Raw genomic sequence first — 17,427 nt, 5'->3', positions numbered from 1 at the left:
GCATAGAGTAATTGAAACATCCGCTGATGAAACAACAGTTTGGTTAGCTCTTTTTAATTAAGTTTTATCAGTAAGTATCAAAGTGAGGCATGGTCATGAACTACGATGAGTTTAATAAATTTTGTGGTTCTTTAGCTGCAACTAGCTATGTAATGCAATGGGGCAACTCACATGTATGGAAAGTCGGTGGCAAAGTTTTTGCTATTGGTGGTTGGAGCCAAGACAAACAAGCCGCTTTTACCTTTAAAACCTCACCATTAAATTTCGGTTTTTTAAGCGAATGTGATGGTTATAAACCAGCACCCTACTTTGCTAATCGCGGCATGAAATGGATTCAGCAATTCGACAGTACAAAAGTAAAAGATGAAGAACTGCAGTATTATATCTCCGAGTCCCATCGCTTAGTTTCACGAGGTTTAACCAAAATAAAGCAAAAAAATCTTGGTTTAAATCAAAGCTAATATTTAAAAATCCAGAGATAAAAGTATTTAACAGCAAATAACTTACACGGAGGTTTTATGATAGAGGTATACCTTTTTGATTGGGGCGACACTTTAATGGTCGACTTCCCTGATGCAAGCGGAAAAATGTGTGATTGGCAAAATGTTGAGGCCGTTTCTGGCGCTAAAAATACCTTAGCTGCATTATCCAAACACTGCAAAATATATATTGCCACTGGTGCAGCCGACTCAACTGAGTTAGAAATTAAATTGGCTTTCGAGCGCGTAGGTTTAAGCCAATTTATCTCAGGTTATTTTTGTAAAGCTAACTTAGGCTTATCAAAAGGCAGTGCTGAATTTCTCCAAGCTATTTTGACAAAGCTCGATATAGCTGCCAAAAATGTCGCTATGGTGGGTGATAATTTTGAAAAAGATATTAAACCGGCAACGGCTGTCGGTATGCAAGCATTTTGGCTTAGCCCCAACAATACTGAATTGCAGCCAAGTACTGTTAATGTTAGCGTTAAAGTAATTAAATCGTTAACTGCCTTACACACTAATCTGTGTAACTAATCACCTAGATAAGGAGTAATCATGACCATACAAAAATGGGGTGGCATAGCGGCAATAACAGAAGCTTGTACTTATATATTTGGTTTCGTTTTATTTTTCGGTGTTTTAGATGCCAGCGGATATAACACACCAGAGCGTTATCTTGAGTTTATCATTGAGAATCGAGATACCTTTTTTGTTGGCTATTTAGTCAGTGGGCTTTTATTCAGTTTTGCGCTTATTATCTTGGTGCAGTCTATTTATCAACGTTTTAAACAGGTTTCACCTGAATTAATGAAATTCACCGCTATTGTAGGTTACCTTTGGGTTTGCCTTGTGCTGGCGAGTAGTTTAATTTTTCTTACCAGTCTTGCTGCGATAGTCAAATACCATGCCTTAGACCCAGAACAAGCTTTAATAATTCACCGCACTATTGCTATTGTTGTTGACGCATTGGGTGGTGGCATTGAGCTCGTTGGTGCCGTATGGCTGCTGACGATTAGCTATGTGGGCTTAAAGAGTAAAATATTTAGCGCTTGGCTACATTATTGGGGAGCTTTAGTTGCTGTTGCCGGGATTTTAACGCTTTTCTCTGGGCTTTCCTTTTTATCAAAAAATCCTTTTTTTGAGGTTACTAGCGCACTATTTGGTTTAGGACAGATCCTTTGGTTTTTGGCTTTAGGTGTCGCCTTACTAAGAGAAACGCCTACCTCAACAGAGTATATAGCTACAGTAAATGAAGCGGCTGAGACTTAACAAGCAAGCCCAACTTATTACCAGTGTTAGATACATGGGAATATTTAGATATGATTGAAGCAAGTTGTCACTGTGGCAAGGTAAAAATACGAATTCCTAACTCGACTGAAACAGTTACTAGCTGTAATTGTTCTATCTGTACTCGCTATGGCGCATTGTGGGCATACTTTGAACCGAAAAGCGTAACTGTTAGTTGTAATAAAGACGCGTTAGGAACTTATAGTTGGGCTGACAAAACTATTGAATTTAAGCACTGTAAAAACTGCGGCTGTGTCACTCATTACACACCAACAAAGTGTGGTAATAAGGATAAGATGGCGGTTAACTTTCGCTTAGTGCCGGCGAAGATTCTCAACAGCGCAAAGATCAGATACTTCGATGCTGCTGATACCTGGACATTTATTGGTGAATAAGTCCCTATTGAGCCTACTGACTTATAGATATTTAAAGTGAATATCTATTTTATGTCGTTTTTAGCCTCTTTACCTTTCTTTACTTCCTGATGCGCTTTTTTTGTCAATAAAACCCGCTAGCCTGTATATTCAGTTAGTTAAGTACTTTAGCTATATACAGGGAGTTATTTATGTCTTTAAGAACAATTAGTCACGGTATGTTTTTTTTCGCGGGGTTGGGATTATCCCTGACTTCTTTTATCACTTATGCCGAAGTTAAGACTGATGTAAGTGCTGAAGTAGTTCATCCGCAAAAAGACCCTCAACAGCAATTATTAACACTATCTAGTCATTATCAAAAAATATGTAGCTCTGATGAATGTGCCAAACAACTTAAGCAATTAAAAATGTACGGGCGCTGGGGCGATCCTAAAGCACAGTTGGTGCTAGGCACTGCTTATTTGTATGGTGATGGCGTAAAGCAAAGTGCTGATAAGGCTATAAGTTGGTTAAAGCGTGCTGCTTATAATGACGCGCCTAAATATTCTCTTAAAGCTTATCATATTATGGCAAAGCTATATCAGCAGGGAATTGGTGTTGAACAAGATTTAGAGTTAGCCAATAAATATTTCAATAAATTAGCTGATAAACACTACGGGCCAGTATTGTTTGATAGAGCTTTTATCGAGTTTGAACAGAATAATCTAACACAGGGCATAACTTTGTTAGAGCAAGCGAGTGAGAGTCGATATCCTGAGGCCAGTTATTTCCTCGCTAGAATGTATCAACAAGGCGAATTTGTTGAACAAGATATCAATAAGGCTGCCATTTTTTATCAAAAGATAGTAAGAAAAAATTATAAAGATAGCCGTCAACAGTTAGAGTTGATAGTAGCTGAGATGGAAGAAAGTTCGACCGCACATACTGCTACGAATTTAGCACAAGAGCAATCATTGCTTAAACAGTTACATGCGACCCTTAATATTGAAGTGATCACCGTTAGTTCTTATTCAATAGAAACAAAGGATGCGATGACTAACCTAATCGCAAAGTTAACACAAAACCGTAGCAGCTTTATTGCTGCCACAGGAAGTCGAATTAAAGGCCTAAAATGCGGTCAAACATCTAATGATTGTAAGGGCTGGACAGCAGAAGATATTGAAGATGCAATTAATGCAGGGCTAGTTGATTAACGATAATAAACTAGACTAATTTTCTACTTATGATTGCTTTAATATAACTAATCATTAGGCAACCTTGCTGCGGGCTTAAACATTTAGCCCGCTAAATTTCTCTCAGTAATTTACCTACGAGAATCCATCTACAAAAACTCACCTATAAATATCTAGCTACGAATACCCGACAACCTCCCCTGCTTAACTCAATTTACAAAAAAGTTATTTTAGCTGGCACTGCTATTAGCTCGGCGCTAATATCTACAAAGCCATTCTCATGGATGTCATTGTTACTGTCGAGCATAGCGGCAAAGGTTTAAGCAAACAGCTGATGAATTTGATCAAGTCCCATCAAGCCTTACAAGAGGTAAAGCACTTCGAGTAATATTGTTTACCTGATATGGAATCACTTTATCTCGACGAGGGTTTCTCTACTGACCTAGGTGGTATAAAGTTAATGCGGCATCTCAATTGCGATAAAGTCAATTACGATCAAACTAATTGTATTCAAGTCACTGGTAAATAAGTAATAGGTTGATAAATATCTGTTTATAAAAAGAAGGTAAGCTTAGTAAATGGAAAATATTTTTTCGCACTATGCCATAGATTGGCTCGCTATATTGTTAAGTTTATATGGCGCTTATTTACTGGGTAACAAACTAAAAGTTGGCTTTGTTGTTTTTGCTATTTCTAACGTATTTTGGATTGTTTTAGGGGTGTTTTTTATGGCAAGCTACGGTATGGCCGTAGGAAACTTTGCCTTTTTACTCCTTAACATCAGGGGTTATATTCATTGGAATAAAGTCAACTTTTCAGAAAAGACAGATGATGTGAACTGATAAAAAACAACTCAAATAGGACAAAATACTGTTTTCTGTGCTTTAATCCTTGCGCAATTGTCACTGCCAAGCTTATTTAGCAATCTAAAAACTCAATTAATTGAACTCATTAAAATTAGCGCTAATCACTTTAATTTACGTAAAAGCGTAGGCGTTTTATATCAGGAAAGTAATATGTCTCAACCTAGCACTAACAATACACTTATGTCATCTGTTTCTGGCGCTTTATTTGGTGGTGGTATCGCAGGAGTATTTATGGCTTCATATTATTTTATTGATGACGTGATGTTTAATAATGCTCACCAATATGCAGTATTTTATTTAATCGCTGGTGCTTGTGCAATTTATGCATCCAACTCGATAAAAAAAATTAATAAGTAATCCCTATAAACCTAAGAAAATATTTATAAAAAACTGTGCACTGGCTGCATCTAATGGCAAAGCTATTGGGGCTGGTACTGGAGACTATATTGAAAAAGACATTGAATATTCTACTGGTGAGTAGTAGCCAAAGAGCTGAATCTAAAAGTTTTGCTGTCGCACAATATCTACAAACGAATATATTGAATGATATGCAAGGTGTTGAGTCTTCAATATTAGACTTATCACGTTACCCGTTTTTATTAGACCACTATGGTATAGCTAGAGAAACTACCGATAAAGGCGGAATAAGTAGAGATGACTCTACGTCATTAGCTGCCAATAAAGATACCGTATTAAGTCAGTTATACGGCTGTGATGCTGTGGTGTTTATTGCACCTGAATGGGGCGGAATGATCCCTCCTGCCCTGGTTAACTTATTATTGTTAACAGCTAATGGTTCCGCCAACGGTTTACCGCTAGGTCACAAGCCAGCTTTCGCCATAGGTGTTTCAGCTTCTGGTGGCGGCAGTAATCCAATTTCCTTGTTAAAAGGTTATGCCGCAAAAAATAGTCATCTGACATGGTTACCCTTACATGCCATTGTGCAAAATGTTGATGATTTCTTAACACAAGACTGGGCACCAGCATTGCATAATAGATTCTCGCAAGTACAATCACGCTTATTGGTCGGCTTAAAAAGCTTAACTATTTACGCCAAGCAATTATCTGGTGTGCGAGAAGAGTTAGTTGAGCTATCAAAAGTACATCCTTTTGGTCAATAAACTACTACCGTAAATAAAGTAATAAAAACTGTGTGAAAGCAATTTATTGCAGCAGATAATATGAAGGTTTTTAATTTAAAAAAGCTAATTGGTTATGTGTTTTTAGTCTTTTCTTTTCTGGTTTGGGCTGTTATAGCCGCCTTACCCTTTATGGATATTTCCACTAGTGAAATGGCTACTGCCACAACTGTATTGATTATTTCGGGTGAGGTGCTATTTCTGCTAGCTATTGCCTTATTAGGCAAAGAAGCCTGGCTAAAGATAAAAGCTATTCTCAAGGGGAGATAATAAGCTAACAATGCTGTTTATCTCGGATAAAAAAAAGGCGCTTAATAGCGCCTTTATCTAACGTACCGCATAATTAATGCGCAGGTATTTCTCTTTGCTTTTTTGTCACTTTAACTGGCAGAGTTTTGGCACCATCAACTGTCGGGGTAAAGAGACCTAAATCAATGGTATTTTGCCACTCTTCTTGCCATTGACTTAAATCAGTGAGCATAATGGTATTAATACGAGGACGGATAAATTGACCTATTTCATTTTCGTCAATATCACCATCTTTATTATGATCCCAACCCCATGTTGAATGTTCAAAAACTAACGCGCGCCCTTCATCATCTACTGAAATAACCTCCCAAGTACGATGTCTATCACTCCATTCATCAACCTTATACATATTTACTTGACGACCGGCAGTATCCCAAGTCCAACTATTATTTCCTAAAGAGAAATAATCAACATCATAGTCATCCCATTCATATTCAGCGAATACAGACTTCACACCTCGATTTAACGTGCCACCTGCAACAAAGTGATAGCCAAAAATATCGTCAAATTTAAGCTTGTCGCCATCCCATACTTCTTCAATACTACCATTAATATATGCAACTTGAACTTTAGGTAATTCAGTAACTAAGTTCTCAGTAAATTTTGTATAGCTATCATCGAATTGAGCAATTTGTCTTGCTAAAACAAACTCTAATTTGTTATCAAGCCATTTTTCTATTTTAGTAAGGTGTCCCTTGCCTTCAGAGCTAAATGGCGTAAATTTATAGGTTACGTTTTCATTGGTTAGTGCTAATACACCTTCAGTCAGTGAAGCAGTAAACTCTTGATTAGCAAACTGTGCAACTGCGGTAGTACCTTCAATAGTCACCAAATCACTCATGACTTCAGTCATTTCTTCTAGACCAAAAGAATCAGTTACCGTAGCATCAAAGTTGAGTACCCAGTTACCTTCAAGATCTGCTAAGGTTTTCCCCATAAATGCACTCTTTGGCGTATGTACTAAAATTTGATTACGAGAAAATGTTTCTGTTGTTCTAGGATTGGCATCAGTCCATACAACACCAGCAGGTAATGTTAATTCAGTAAAATATTCTCCACTGACATTCACTTGGTAACTGCTTGGCGAACTTGCCAGTAAAACAGAACGTTCGGTGCTATTCCCCGAAATCATGTCCAATTGTACAAAGTTATCCATTAAGCCCGCGTCTGTTGCAGTAACCAATTCATCCACTACCGACTGTGCAACATTATAATTTGTCACTAAATCGCCATATGGATAGTCACTATAAATAATAGTCTCATAAAAGCCATCTAGGTACACCACCTTCAGGCTACCATCGACAACCGACCAGGTGAAGTTACTTTCTCCCGCTATACCATTACTGTTGTTATGGAAACTATAGCTTTTACCGGTACCGTCAGCTAAAAGATTTAGCCCTGTACCACTATATTCATTCCAGCCCTCTCTGGCGCCGTATAAATCGATCATTACTTTTCCAGCAATATTCTCAGTACTGAATTGCTCAACAACATTTGGATCAGAGATTGTTTCTTCTACAGCTACTGCCAAAGCGACTTCGAACGCTTCGCTTGGTTCGCCATTTTCATCAACAAGTTCACTTGCTATTAAGTATTTTTCTATAGCGTCGCTTGTTGATAGTTCTTCACCCTCAACGGTTTCAGCTTCTAAAATAGATAATACCGTCTCTCCTTCTGGAATTTTAAAGTCTGTATTATCAATCAGTAGTTTAATAAAACCAGCTGTTTCAATAAGCTCTTCAGTGGTAATCTCGCCAACTAGTTCGTTAAACTCTTCTTCGTTAGTAATTTCACCACTTTCACTGCGATCTTTTACCAGTAAATACGTTGCCGTTGAGACGTGAGTAACATTGGTTTTATTGTTTTCATCATTAGTCAACTGACGCTCATCATCAATTGAAGCTAGTAAGCTACTGGTTTTACCGACTACAGCAATCAATTCTACATTTTCTTGACCGTTAGCAGGGTTACCTTTGGCTTTAATAAAAATAAGTGCTGACATATCATTAATTGTAATTGGTAAGGCATAGTTACCTTCTGCATCAGCCTCTACTTCAAAAACGTCTTCGCCTATGGTGATTGAAACTAAAGCATTGGCAATAGGGGAATCGGTGACCAATCCTGAGAGTGTCATAGTATGGTTTACGGTAACGTCAATGTTAGCCTCTGCGGTTAATTTACCATCAGAAACTTGATAAGTGATGGTTTCAGTTGTCGCAACATCTGTTTGAGGTGTATAAACTATTTTGTTATCAATAATTTCTACCGTACCACTTTTGGGTTGACTAATAATGGCTGAAATAGTTAATTGATCACTATCTTTATCGGTATCATTCGCTAATACATCAATAGTCATTTTTTCATTGTTTTGCACTAGAGCTTTATCAGCAATAGCTTGCGGGGCACTATTGATTATAGATGTTAGCTCTTCAACCACAGTCGAATCACTACCACACCCGGATAAAATTGCAGCCGTGAGTAGTGATATAGTAATGTTTTTATTCATTAGTATTCCTTTACATGATTTTGTTATACATATTTAAAGTATGTACTTATATGATTTGACGTTCATAGTTTAGATAAGATTTCAATATATGAAAGTTTTCACTTATTGTTATTTATAATTAGCTATAGCCACTATCAGGTAATGTAACTAAGCATTGTATTAAATAAAATCCGGCCTTAATTTATAGTATTAACGCCGCCAAAACACATTCATTAGCCCAATCACTCTTCTTCAAATTTAACCTTACAGTTCAAGGGTTTTTTAACTATTTACCTTCAATAGTTGACACCGTGTCTCCATTTGATAAATTCTATGCAAGCCAAAATCTAATTATAGATATCATCAAACCAATTAAGGTGCTTTAGTTTACATGTTTATCATTTCAATAATTGTTTTCGCCTTGTTTATGCTCGGTATTTTTGTTGATTATGTCACAACGAAAAGAGAGAAAAATCAAACAGATAAAAACAAAAGGATTGTTAAATTACAGTCTGTATTCTTTAAAGGACAACACTTACTCAATGGTCGCTTATGTTTGCCTTTAACCGTATTGAGTTCAGTAGTTTGTTTACAAAGAACCTTAGCTGCGTTGAACGCTATCATCAGGCTTGAGTCAACAGTGCACCGAATTGAAGTAAAAGCCGATTTAGATAAAAAACTGGCTAACTTTAATTCTCTTCCGGCAACACAAGCGCATTTTTATTCCTTATTAGCACTTCCTCAAAACCTTAAAGAGCAAGTAAAGATGCTTAAAAGTAGTGCTTTATTAGTCATGGTTTTGAAGGTAGAGCAATCAAATGGCTATGTCTCTATCGACAGTAATCAAGCTGAAGTTGATCAATTAGACATATTAAATACCAGACTAAGGTCTTCTATTTATGGTCTGCAAGCAACGGAAATGCTAGAGAAAAAAAGTTATGGCAAGTCAAAAGCCTTGAGTGATAAAGCCATGGCATTATTAGTAGTGCTAAAATGTGATAATGAAGAGGTAACTACACTTATTGATGAGCAAATAGCAGCACTTCAGTTAATAAATGATGGCATTGCTGGTGTCATCGATGAGAAAAACCATACTTTTTATGATAAATTTAAAGATGAAGCGAGATTACAAGACGGAAGTAATGACGGACTACACCGGGCGGTAAATTATGATCTGTAAATTATTATTTTCATCGGCTCAAGCTGAGAAGATTGATTATGTAAACCGAGTAAAACACGCTAATTAACAATTAGCGCTTCCACAAGACATTCACTAACGCGCCAACCATAATTAAGCTGCCACCAATGATGGTGGTAAATACCGGCACTTCACTAAAGTACGCCCAACCAATAAAGACTGAAAATAGCACTTGTACATAAGAATAAGCCGTTGCTTTACTTGCATCGGCGCTATTGAGTGCTTTTGTTAAGCCAACCTGCCCTATTTGGGTAAATATGCCAATTAAAATGAGTAACCCTGTCGCCGCTAAACTCGGTACAACAAAATCGTCACCTAACAATATTATTGAAATAGGTAAGGCAATTAGTGGGAAGTAAAAGATAATGACCGAGCTGTCATCGGTCTTAGTCAACTTTTTAATAATGATATAAGCAACTGCACTACCAAAAGCACCGAGCACACCTGCGCCAATGCTTAACCAGGGATATTGCACGCCGCTATCGAATTGTAAATTCGGCTGAATGATTATGAATAGGCCAATTAAGCTTAAGGCAATACAAGCAATAGTAGAGCGCTGTATGATTTCTTTCAAAAAAAACAACGCCAGAATAGCGGTAAATACAGGATGTAAATATTGTAATACCGTCGCTTCAGCCAAGGGCAAGGTTGTTACTGCATAATAAACAAACATCAGCGCAAACGTGCCAACAGTTCCACGTGCTATCAGTAGTATTTTATTATGTCCCCATAGGGAAATATTTTTACGCTTAATGTCAGCGTAACTAATAATGCCCGAGACTATAGCTCGTGCGGCAACAATTTCAAGTACCGGAATACCTAAGCCACTGACCTCTTTAACACAGGCAGCCATTAGGGCAAAACCCAAAGCCGAGATCAACATATACCAAACGCTCATTGGTACTGAATTTTTTATGGTAGTGAACATTTACTAGGGTACTCGAATAGGTAAGAAATAGAATTAGCTTGCTGAATGGGCGCTATTCTACCCCAAGAATGGCAATAAAAAAGGCTTAAGGTGAATTAACCTTAAGCCTTGTGTGTTATCAAAAATTGGCACTAAGTTAAGTAATTGCTTACTAACTTATTTTTAAGAACATCCTAGTAGCTAATGCTGTATTCAACAGCGATTCGACGACCATAACCGGAGAATTGGTTGCGGTACGTTTCCCAAACCACTTCTTTGTTCATTTGTGATACCAGTGGTTGGTAATCTTCATTAAGTAAGTTATCAACACCCAAAGTAATGCGACCAAAGTCAGTATCAAAAGTAGCGATTAAATCAACCAGGGTGTAACCATCATAAGGTGACTCATAATAGCTATAACCTTCTGGACCTTCTGCGGCATTCTTCTCACGGTCGCCAACATAGTTTGCTTGTAAACGTAATGCGGCAATTTCATTAAATTGGTAATTGGCATAGATAGAGGCTTTTACTGGCGTAATTTTGGTATCGTTTAACCAGTACTCTTCACCTGTGCTGCCATTGGTACGCTTACCTTCAGACTGTGATAAAGCACCACCTAATTTAAAACCTTTAGTAATAAAGTAATCGGCGGTGACTTCATAACCCCAAATTTCTTCATCGGCAACAATAACCGAGGCAACGCGTTTATCTAATTCAGCCTTAACATTGTAGTCGTAACCATAACTATCTGAGATATCTGAGTAGAACACAGCAAAACTTGCTTGCAGGTTATGATCGGAAAAGCGCAAACCAGTCTCAAAGTAATTAGTTTGTGTCGCTGGAATTTCATCAGCAAACTCAGCCACTGTATCTACTGGCATATCACGTAACATACGCATATCGCCATGTGAGTAACCTTGTGAGAAACTGGCAAAAATATCGCTGCTCTCGGTAACACTATAAACCGCACCTAAATTAACTAACGGCTTGTTATATTTTAAGGTATCGCCTTGTTTTTCGGTGATAACACCTTTTCTATAGCGCTGATAATCAGGTACTTCAATTTCAAAGTTTTCATAACGAAGACCTGCTTGCAGGGTTAAATCATCGCCGAGCTGATGCCAGTATTGGGCGAACGGGCTTAACTTGGTTTCAGTTAAATCACATACTGAGCAAATATATTGCGATTCGATTACTGCTTCGCCAGCACCCGCTTCAGTGATCATAACATCACGCATACGGCCTTGTTCGGTGTTATCTGTACCGTATTCAAAGCCGTAAACTAAGCGTTGCTCATCCGTGATACGCCATTGTAGTGCCGCTTTAAAACCAGCACGCTCTGAAACAATTTCTGAGCCTGATTCATAACCGACATTAACATCACTTTTATAAGCAGAAAGGCTAAGCTGCTGACCAAAAAAATCATCATGTTCATAGGTTACTTGAAAGCTAGTTAATTTAGTTAATGGGTTTGGGCCTTGATACGGGCTAGTTTCATCAATTTCAACCATGCCATTATCTTCGTTAACTGTGCGTTTATATTGCAGGTTATTAACGATTTTATAATGATGTGCAAGAAAAGCGATGCGAGAGTCGGTCATTTCTTTATCAAGTTTAAATAAAATATCGTACTCGTCTGCATCACCCATACCGCCTTGGCTATTAGGAGCACCGGGTAAACGGTTACCATCGGCGTCATATAAATTGCCGCGATCTTTACCCGCTAGGTTTAACATGAAACCAACATCTGACTCACTGGTACCCGAAACAGTTTGTGAGAAGCTGTAGCCGGTATCAGATAATTCACTGGCAAACGCTTCTGCGCCAATGGTGGTTTGCATTTCAACATTGGCAGTGGATTTTTTGGTAATAACATTGATGATAGCGCCCGCCTCACCGTTACCGTACATAGCACTAGCGCCTTTAATCACTTCAATGCTTTGGATAGCATCAACTGAAATTGATTGTAAATCACGTCCGCCAGCACGCAAGGTTGTTGAAATTAATACGCCATCAATCATAACGATTGCTTTGCCGCCACGGAAGTTTTGTCCGAAGGTAGACATGGTTTCAGTGCTTGGCGAAAAACCCGGTACTAAATTAGAAATAATTTCACTTAAATTACGAGCAACGGTTTTTTGTAAGGCTAAATCTTCTTGAGAGACAATAAAAACAGAGTTTGCAGTATCAGATAATTTTTGCTCAAAGGGTGAGGCGGAAACAACTATTCTTTCGATATTGTCAGATTCTGGTGAATGTTCCTGAGAAGTTTGCGCGAAAACGGGTGTGGCAGCTAATGCTGCAGTTAATGCTGTTGTTACAGCAAGGTTTACAATTGATAAGTTCATGTTAAAACACTAAAGAAAATAGGAATCGTTATTATTGCGATTTAAAGCATTGATGCAAGCCCATCACACACTTAGTTACATCTTTTAACGATATAGTTAGAACTTATTGATCTATCCATACTTTTCTAACCTTAACAGTTTAATTTTTGTTGATTTTTTGCTCTCCATGCCGCAAATACACTGACTATCAATTTTTACTGACAGCTATTTAAACGTTATGAAATTATACTATTTGTACTACAAATAAATAATATAAGATATACAATATATGAGTTAGGGTTTATGATGTTTTTCGCTACAAAATCTGCGCGATTTATAATCATTGAATTTTTCAGGTTTCTGTTTGTAGCGAGTTAATAAAAGAAGCCCCCCTTGATATACAGTACTTTTATAGTGAATTTTCAACTTAGGGATAAGATAAGTAACTGGCTATCAGATAAAAATATAATAATAACCAAGGATAGAAAATGACTCTCATCAACAACAAAGTAATGAGTATGTCTATGTTAATGATGTTATGTGCATCACTAACTGCTGTAGCGGGAAAGCAAACGCCTGATAATGGCTTTGCTAAAGATTTAAAAGCAAGCATACAGTCGACGTCTGCAAAACAAAAAACACTTGTAAAGGGCAATCCCCTAACAAAAAATTTACTTAAAAGTCGCAATGTTCATCAGTCACGTATTAGTGCGGCAACTCAAGTGTGTGCCATTGATGAAAATGGCCAAGATTGGCATAAATTACAAAAAAAACTCACTAGCGAACTTAAACAATTTAGCTTGGCATCAAAAAAAGCAAGTAAATCGTTATCAAGCAGATCCCTAGCAAGCAGCCTTATGGCGAGAACAAGTACCTTGGCTGTAGTTGCCGACAATGGCATTGCTGAACGTTATTACATTCCGGTAGTGTTTCATGTTTATGGTGAAATGTTTACTTGTGAAGATGCTGCTGAAAGCTGTTTAACCGATGCTAAAATTGTTGATGCACTGCAGCGCTTAAATGAAGATTTTCAAGGTACCAATACCCAAGATGGTCCAATTTCTCCACAATTCCAAGCTATTCGTGAAAACTTAAATATTGAATTTGTTTTAGCACAGAAATCACCTACGGGAGCAGATTCAACGGGTATTGTACGCTATAACCGAGAACAAGCAGGTTACGGTAACGGCAGTGGCGCTGATAGTGAAATTGCCGCTGATGCTTGGGATAACGCTAAATACATGAACGTTTATATTATGAACGACTTGTATGATGATGGCTCAACCAATAACTCTGGCGTTGCTTGGTATCCTGATATCAATATGACGCAAGCTAATACTTCGCGTGTCGTTTATAACGGTTGGTATGTTGGCGATAATACCGATGAAAATTTCCGCTCGGTATTAACTCACGAATTTGGTCATTGGCTTAATTTACCCCATACCTTTGCTGGCAACAGTTGTTCATTAGCCAACGAAACCTTTTGTGGCTTAACTGGCGATAATAGCTGTGATACGCCGCAAATGTCATTATCTACTGATATGTATGAAAATTCACTAAACTGCCTTGGTCAGCCGACCAACACAGAGAACTTCATGCACTATACCAGTAACTATGCCATGTTCACTCAGGGCCAAGTAGCTCGTATGACTGCCGCCTTGCATGGCGACGCTCGCTCGACACTTTGGTCAAACGACAACTTAATTGCCACCGGTTTAGTTGATTATACCCACAACGCCGATCACCCTTGGGATGGTATTTCAGGTGTTGATCAAGGCCCTGTTGGTGAAGAAATTACTAGCTTTGACAACCTTTCTGCTGATAAAGATGCTATCGATACTTTTATCGTTGATGCTCCAGCAGGAACAGAAGCCTTAGCATTTTACTTATCAGGTTACAGTCAAGATCCAGATATGTATGTATCTGCAGGTCAAGAATCAACTATGCTAGCCGATGGTTCATGGCAGGCAGATTACATTTCATTTTTGTCTACGGCAACGCCGGAGTTTATTGGTGTTTTAGGCCCTAAAGTTAATGAAAGCTATTATGCCACTGTGCATGCCTTTAGCGCATATGATCAAGCTAACTTGCAAGTATTAGCTGTTGAAGATCCTTTATTAACCGCAGGTAGCAAACGTTACCATGTGATTAAAAAAGGTGGTTTATGGTCACCTAAAGGCGTTGCCCCGAAAAACTTCCAGTTTACTATTCCTGAAAGTGCTGAAAAAGTTGTCATAGTTCTGGCTGGTGCTTATGGTGGCGATCCTGACATGTATGTTAGCCGCAATAAAGTAATCGACATGGAAACGGCTGATTGTAAACCGTTCAGTGCCGCTAAATTAGCTGAGTACTGTGAGTTTGCTCAAGGTGGTACTTTCAACATTTCTATCGACCCTTTCGCTGAGTATTGGGATGCTGAATTACATGTTTATTATGAAACAAAAGATGAAAGCAACCAACCTCCTTTCGCTAATACTTCACCAACGTACCAAGCAATGCTAGATCATGAGGTGCACTTTAAAGGTGACTCTTCAACAGATGTAGATGGCAGTATAGTTAGCTACCTTTGGGACTTTGGTAATGGCGATAACAGCACAGCAATGAACCCTGTTTATGTTTATAACCAACTTGGTCAGTACCATGCCAGCTTAACTGTAACTGATGAGTTGGGTGTGAGTAGCACTACGAATACCACGGTTGATATCACTTTATATAACCCAAATGATGCGGTGTTATGTGACGGCTGTAGCCGTGTTTATTTAGCCGAAGAAATTGGTTTATCTGCTGCTAAAGGTAGTGAGCCACGTACTTATAAATTCAGCGTGCCAAATGCAGCATCACTGGTAGTGATTGAAATTGTTGCTGGTTCAAGTGGCGATCCAGATATGCACGTAAGTCAAAACAAAATGGTATCTATTGAATCATTTACTTGTCGTCCTTGGGAAGGTCCCGGTGCATTAGAAAGCTGCCAGTTCGGTGAAGGTGGCATATTTAATGTCATGATTGACCCGTTTGATGCTTACAGTGAAGTGACTTTTAAAGCTTATTACGACATTAGAGATGATGCCGACCATTCGATGCCTAACGAGTTACCCATTGCGCAAGCGGGCTCTAGTTATACCGGTTTTACCGGCAATGCGCTAATGCTTAGTAGTGCGGGTTCATTTGATCAAGATGGCAGCATTGTCACTTACTTATGGGATTTAGGTGATGGTAATACTAGTGACTTAGAAAATCCTCAGTATAACTATACACAAGCGGGTCAATATAATATCAGCTTAACAGTTACCGATAACGATGGCGCAACGGCTATGGCTACGGCGACAGTAATCATCAATCCAGCAGGTGATATGGATGGCGATGGCGATGTTGATAGAAATGACATGCGCGCTTTATCAATGGCAATTCGTCGTGGTGAGCAGCTAGACCTAGCTTTTGATATTAACGGTGATGGTGTGGTTAACTCACGTGACGTGCGCGCCATGAGAAGTATCTGTTCATATAATCGCTGTAGCACCATTGCTCCTCCGCCAGAGCCACCAACAGCAATGGCAACAAGTAATAGTGACGTAGAGCAATTTGAAACTATTGCCTTTAGTAGTGCTGGTTCAAATGATAACTACGGACGTATTGTTAGTTATGCCTGGGACTTTGGCGACGGTTCAAGCAGTAGCCAAGCAAACCCTAGTCATGAATATCAACAAGTTGGTAGTTACAGTGTGGTATTAACGGTAACTGATAATGATGGCATGACCGCCACTGACACTATTGCGCTTAATGTTAATTACGGCGCCTTGGTAGATAGCTGTGTTAATCAAGCTGCATTTGTTGATGGCACATTAGAAGCTGGCAACATTAGTTGTTTAGGGGCTGAAAGCCGCCAAACATTCTCAATTCCAGAAGCTAGTTATCATAAAAGTATTGCCATTACAGTTGCTCATGGAGCTGGTGATTTATCACTTTATTACCGCAATGGCGGTTGGGTAAATGTAGATACTGGCAATTTTGACGCTTCTTCAACAGAAGCTAATAATCAAGCCTGTATCTATCTTGAGTTAACGCCTGAAATGAATTACTGGAGTTACATCGAGCTTACCGGTGTCAGCTCTGGCGCAACCATAGTGGTTGATTATGATACTCAGGGCTGTCGCCCAGTTCAATAAACTACAAAAACACATTACAAATAAATATACATATAAAAAATAAAAATAAGCCAGTCGCGAGACTGGCTTCATATAAATTTTAATAACAAAACTAAAATAAAATAAAGGAAAAACCATGAAAAAATTTATCGCGATGCTTACTCTACTTATCGGCTTTAATGCTAACGCTGGCTTATTAACGATTGATCTTTCAGCTGATGAAGTTTCAGTAGGTGAATCAGTATTGGTTACTATTAGCGCTCAAGATTTTGATGAAACAGATATGTTTTGGTTTGACTTCAACTTTGACAACTCCGTTGTCTCTTATGATGATAGCTCATTAAGTAGTGGCCTAACTTTGGCTGATGATGATCCTATGTTTAATGGCTTAGAAGTATCCGCCGAAGATTTTGGTTTAGCATTTAACTTTTTTACCGATGATTTTTCATTAATGGCCGCAGGTGACTTTGTCTTAGCAACTTTTAACTTAACTGCTGATTCAGCAGGTTTTACTGACTTCTCAATATTTGACTTGGTTGTTTTTGATGAATTTGGTGAAACAGCTGCTTACTCAGTAGCTTTTTCTGGTGCAAGTTCAGTTAACGTAAGCGCAAGTTCAATTCCAGAGCCAACATCTGCAGCATTATTAATGTTAGCGGGTTTAGCCTTTGTTAGTAGCCGTCGTAAAGCTAAGTAATTCCTCAAGTTAACCGCTGAGTTGACACCTAACTTAACATTTAAG

The 17,427-nt window shown here is 38.4% G+C and carries 15 protein-coding genes; 12 read left to right on the top strand and 3 right to left on the bottom strand.

Annotated elements, in window-relative coordinates; genetic code table 11:
• Positions 1-95: 95 nt before the first annotated feature.
• The 9 genes from HRT55_RS07380 to HRT55_RS07340 all read left to right on the top strand — a co-directional run bounded on the left by HRT55_RS07380 (position 96) and on the right by HRT55_RS07340 (position 5,587).
• Positions 96-461, top strand: coding sequence for an MmcQ/YjbR family DNA-binding protein (locus tag HRT55_RS07380; RefSeq protein ID WP_291620031.1), 366 nt, complete (start codon positions 96-98; stop codon positions 459-461).
• Between the two features lie 57 nt (positions 462-518).
• A complete protein-coding gene (locus HRT55_RS07375; protein ID WP_291620029.1) occupies positions 519-1,013 on the top strand; it encodes an HAD family hydrolase in 495 nt (164 codons plus the stop codon).
• Between the two features lie 21 nt (positions 1,014-1,034).
• The gene (locus HRT55_RS07370) at positions 1,035-1,748 is read left to right on the top strand and encodes a DUF4386 family protein (protein ID WP_291620027.1); all 714 of its coding nucleotides are present in this window, start codon (positions 1,035-1,037) and stop codon (positions 1,746-1,748) included.
• A 50-nt stretch (positions 1,749-1,798) separates the two neighbouring features.
• Entirely contained in the window at positions 1,799-2,161 is a 363-nt protein-coding gene (locus HRT55_RS07365) for an aldehyde-activating protein (protein WP_291620025.1), read from the top strand.
• A gap of 170 nt (positions 2,162-2,331) precedes the next feature.
• Entirely contained in the window at positions 2,332-3,333 is a 1,002-nt protein-coding gene (locus HRT55_RS07360; RefSeq protein ID WP_291620023.1) for a tetratricopeptide repeat protein, read from the top strand.
• Positions 3,334-3,890: 557 nt separating this feature from the next.
• Positions 3,891-4,154 carry a hypothetical protein gene (locus tag HRT55_RS07355; protein ID WP_291620021.1) on the top strand — a complete coding sequence of 88 codons (264 nt, stop codon included), beginning with the start codon at positions 3,891-3,893 and terminating at the stop codon, positions 4,152-4,154.
• 174 nt (positions 4,155-4,328) lie between these two features.
• Complete coding sequence (locus HRT55_RS07350) at positions 4,329-4,535, top strand: hypothetical protein (RefSeq protein WP_291620019.1); 207 nt, start codon at positions 4,329-4,331, stop codon at positions 4,533-4,535.
• A gap of 89 nt (positions 4,536-4,624) precedes the next feature.
• Positions 4,625-5,299: an NAD(P)H-dependent oxidoreductase gene (locus HRT55_RS07345; protein ID WP_291620017.1), complete on the top strand. Its 675-nt coding sequence runs from the start codon at positions 4,625-4,627 to the stop codon at positions 5,297-5,299.
• A gap of 60 nt (positions 5,300-5,359) precedes the next feature.
• Positions 5,360-5,587, top strand: coding sequence for a transporter suffix domain-containing protein (locus HRT55_RS07340; protein ID WP_291620015.1), 228 nt, complete (start codon positions 5,360-5,362; stop codon positions 5,585-5,587).
• A gap of 73 nt (positions 5,588-5,660) precedes the next feature.
• Here HRT55_RS07340 and HRT55_RS07335 read toward each other — a convergent pair whose 3' ends face one another.
• Positions 5,661-8,132, bottom strand: coding sequence for an Ig-like domain-containing protein (locus HRT55_RS07335; RefSeq protein WP_291620013.1), 2,472 nt, complete (start codon positions 8,130-8,132; stop codon positions 5,661-5,663).
• A gap of 370 nt (positions 8,133-8,502) precedes the next feature.
• Here HRT55_RS07335 and HRT55_RS07330 point away from each other — a divergent pair, with 370 nt between their 5' ends.
• A complete protein-coding gene (locus HRT55_RS07330; protein ID WP_291620011.1) occupies positions 8,503-9,291 on the top strand; it encodes a hypothetical protein in 789 nt (262 codons plus the stop codon).
• Between the two features lie 70 nt (positions 9,292-9,361).
• Here the strand turns inward: HRT55_RS07330 and HRT55_RS07325 are convergent, their stop codons facing one another.
• Positions 9,362-10,237, bottom strand: a complete 876-nt coding sequence (locus tag HRT55_RS07325; RefSeq protein WP_291620009.1) for a DMT family transporter — start codon at positions 10,235-10,237, stop codon at positions 9,362-9,364.
• Positions 10,238-10,410: 173 nt separating this feature from the next.
• Positions 10,411-12,564: a TonB-dependent receptor gene (locus HRT55_RS07320; protein ID WP_291620007.1), complete on the bottom strand. Its 2,154-nt coding sequence runs from the start codon at positions 12,562-12,564 to the stop codon at positions 10,411-10,413.
• 467 nt (positions 12,565-13,031) lie between these two features.
• Here HRT55_RS07320 and HRT55_RS07315 point away from each other — a divergent pair, with 467 nt between their 5' ends.
• Together HRT55_RS07315 and HRT55_RS07310 are read left to right on the top strand one after the other, a co-directional pair.
• Positions 13,032-16,706, top strand: a complete 3,675-nt coding sequence (locus HRT55_RS07315) for a PKD domain-containing protein (protein WP_291620005.1) — start codon at positions 13,032-13,034, stop codon at positions 16,704-16,706.
• 115 nt (positions 16,707-16,821) lie between these two features.
• Positions 16,822-17,382, top strand: coding sequence for a PEP-CTERM sorting domain-containing protein (locus HRT55_RS07310; RefSeq protein ID WP_291620003.1), 561 nt, complete (start codon positions 16,822-16,824; stop codon positions 17,380-17,382).
• Positions 17,383-17,427: the final 45 nt, after the last annotated feature.

Origin of the sequence: Colwellia sp., assembly GCF_013214175.1 — a bacterium.
In the GTDB taxonomy this organism is placed as follows: Bacteria; Pseudomonadota; Gammaproteobacteria; order Enterobacterales; family Alteromonadaceae; genus Colwellia.
This window is presented reverse-complemented; position numbering and strand designations above follow the sequence as displayed.

What these genes read in the sequence shown, in the direction of transcription:
- HRT55_RS07315 (WP_291620005.1), top strand. Translation starts at nt 13,032, where the DNA reads ATGACTCTCATCAACAACAAAGTAATGAGTATGTCTATGTTAATGATG.
- HRT55_RS07335 (WP_291620013.1), bottom strand. Translation starts at nt 8,132, where the DNA reads ATGAATAAAAACATTACTATATCACTACTCACGGCTGCAATTTTATCC.
- HRT55_RS07375 (WP_291620029.1), top strand. Translation starts at nt 519, where the DNA reads ATGATAGAGGTATACCTTTTTGATTGGGGCGACACTTTAATGGTCGAC.
- HRT55_RS07320 (WP_291620007.1), bottom strand. Translation starts at nt 12,564, where the DNA reads ATGAACTTATCAATTGTAAACCTTGCTGTAACAACAGCATTAACTGCA.
- HRT55_RS07340 (WP_291620015.1), top strand. Translation starts at nt 5,360, where the DNA reads ATGAAGGTTTTTAATTTAAAAAAGCTAATTGGTTATGTGTTTTTAGTC.
- HRT55_RS07325 (WP_291620009.1), bottom strand. Translation starts at nt 10,237, where the DNA reads ATGTTCACTACCATAAAAAATTCAGTACCAATGAGCGTTTGGTATATG.
- HRT55_RS07330 (WP_291620011.1), top strand. Translation starts at nt 8,503, where the DNA reads ATGTTTATCATTTCAATAATTGTTTTCGCCTTGTTTATGCTCGGTATT.
- HRT55_RS07370 (WP_291620027.1), top strand. Translation starts at nt 1,035, where the DNA reads ATGACCATACAAAAATGGGGTGGCATAGCGGCAATAACAGAAGCTTGT.
- HRT55_RS07380 (WP_291620031.1), top strand. Translation starts at nt 96, where the DNA reads ATGAACTACGATGAGTTTAATAAATTTTGTGGTTCTTTAGCTGCAACT.
- HRT55_RS07310 (WP_291620003.1), top strand. Translation starts at nt 16,822, where the DNA reads ATGAAAAAATTTATCGCGATGCTTACTCTACTTATCGGCTTTAATGCT.
- HRT55_RS07360 (WP_291620023.1), top strand. Translation starts at nt 2,332, where the DNA reads ATGTCTTTAAGAACAATTAGTCACGGTATGTTTTTTTTCGCGGGGTTG.
- HRT55_RS07365 (WP_291620025.1), top strand. Translation starts at nt 1,799, where the DNA reads ATGATTGAAGCAAGTTGTCACTGTGGCAAGGTAAAAATACGAATTCCT.
- HRT55_RS07355 (WP_291620021.1), top strand. Translation starts at nt 3,891, where the DNA reads ATGGAAAATATTTTTTCGCACTATGCCATAGATTGGCTCGCTATATTG.
- HRT55_RS07350 (WP_291620019.1), top strand. Translation starts at nt 4,329, where the DNA reads ATGTCTCAACCTAGCACTAACAATACACTTATGTCATCTGTTTCTGGC.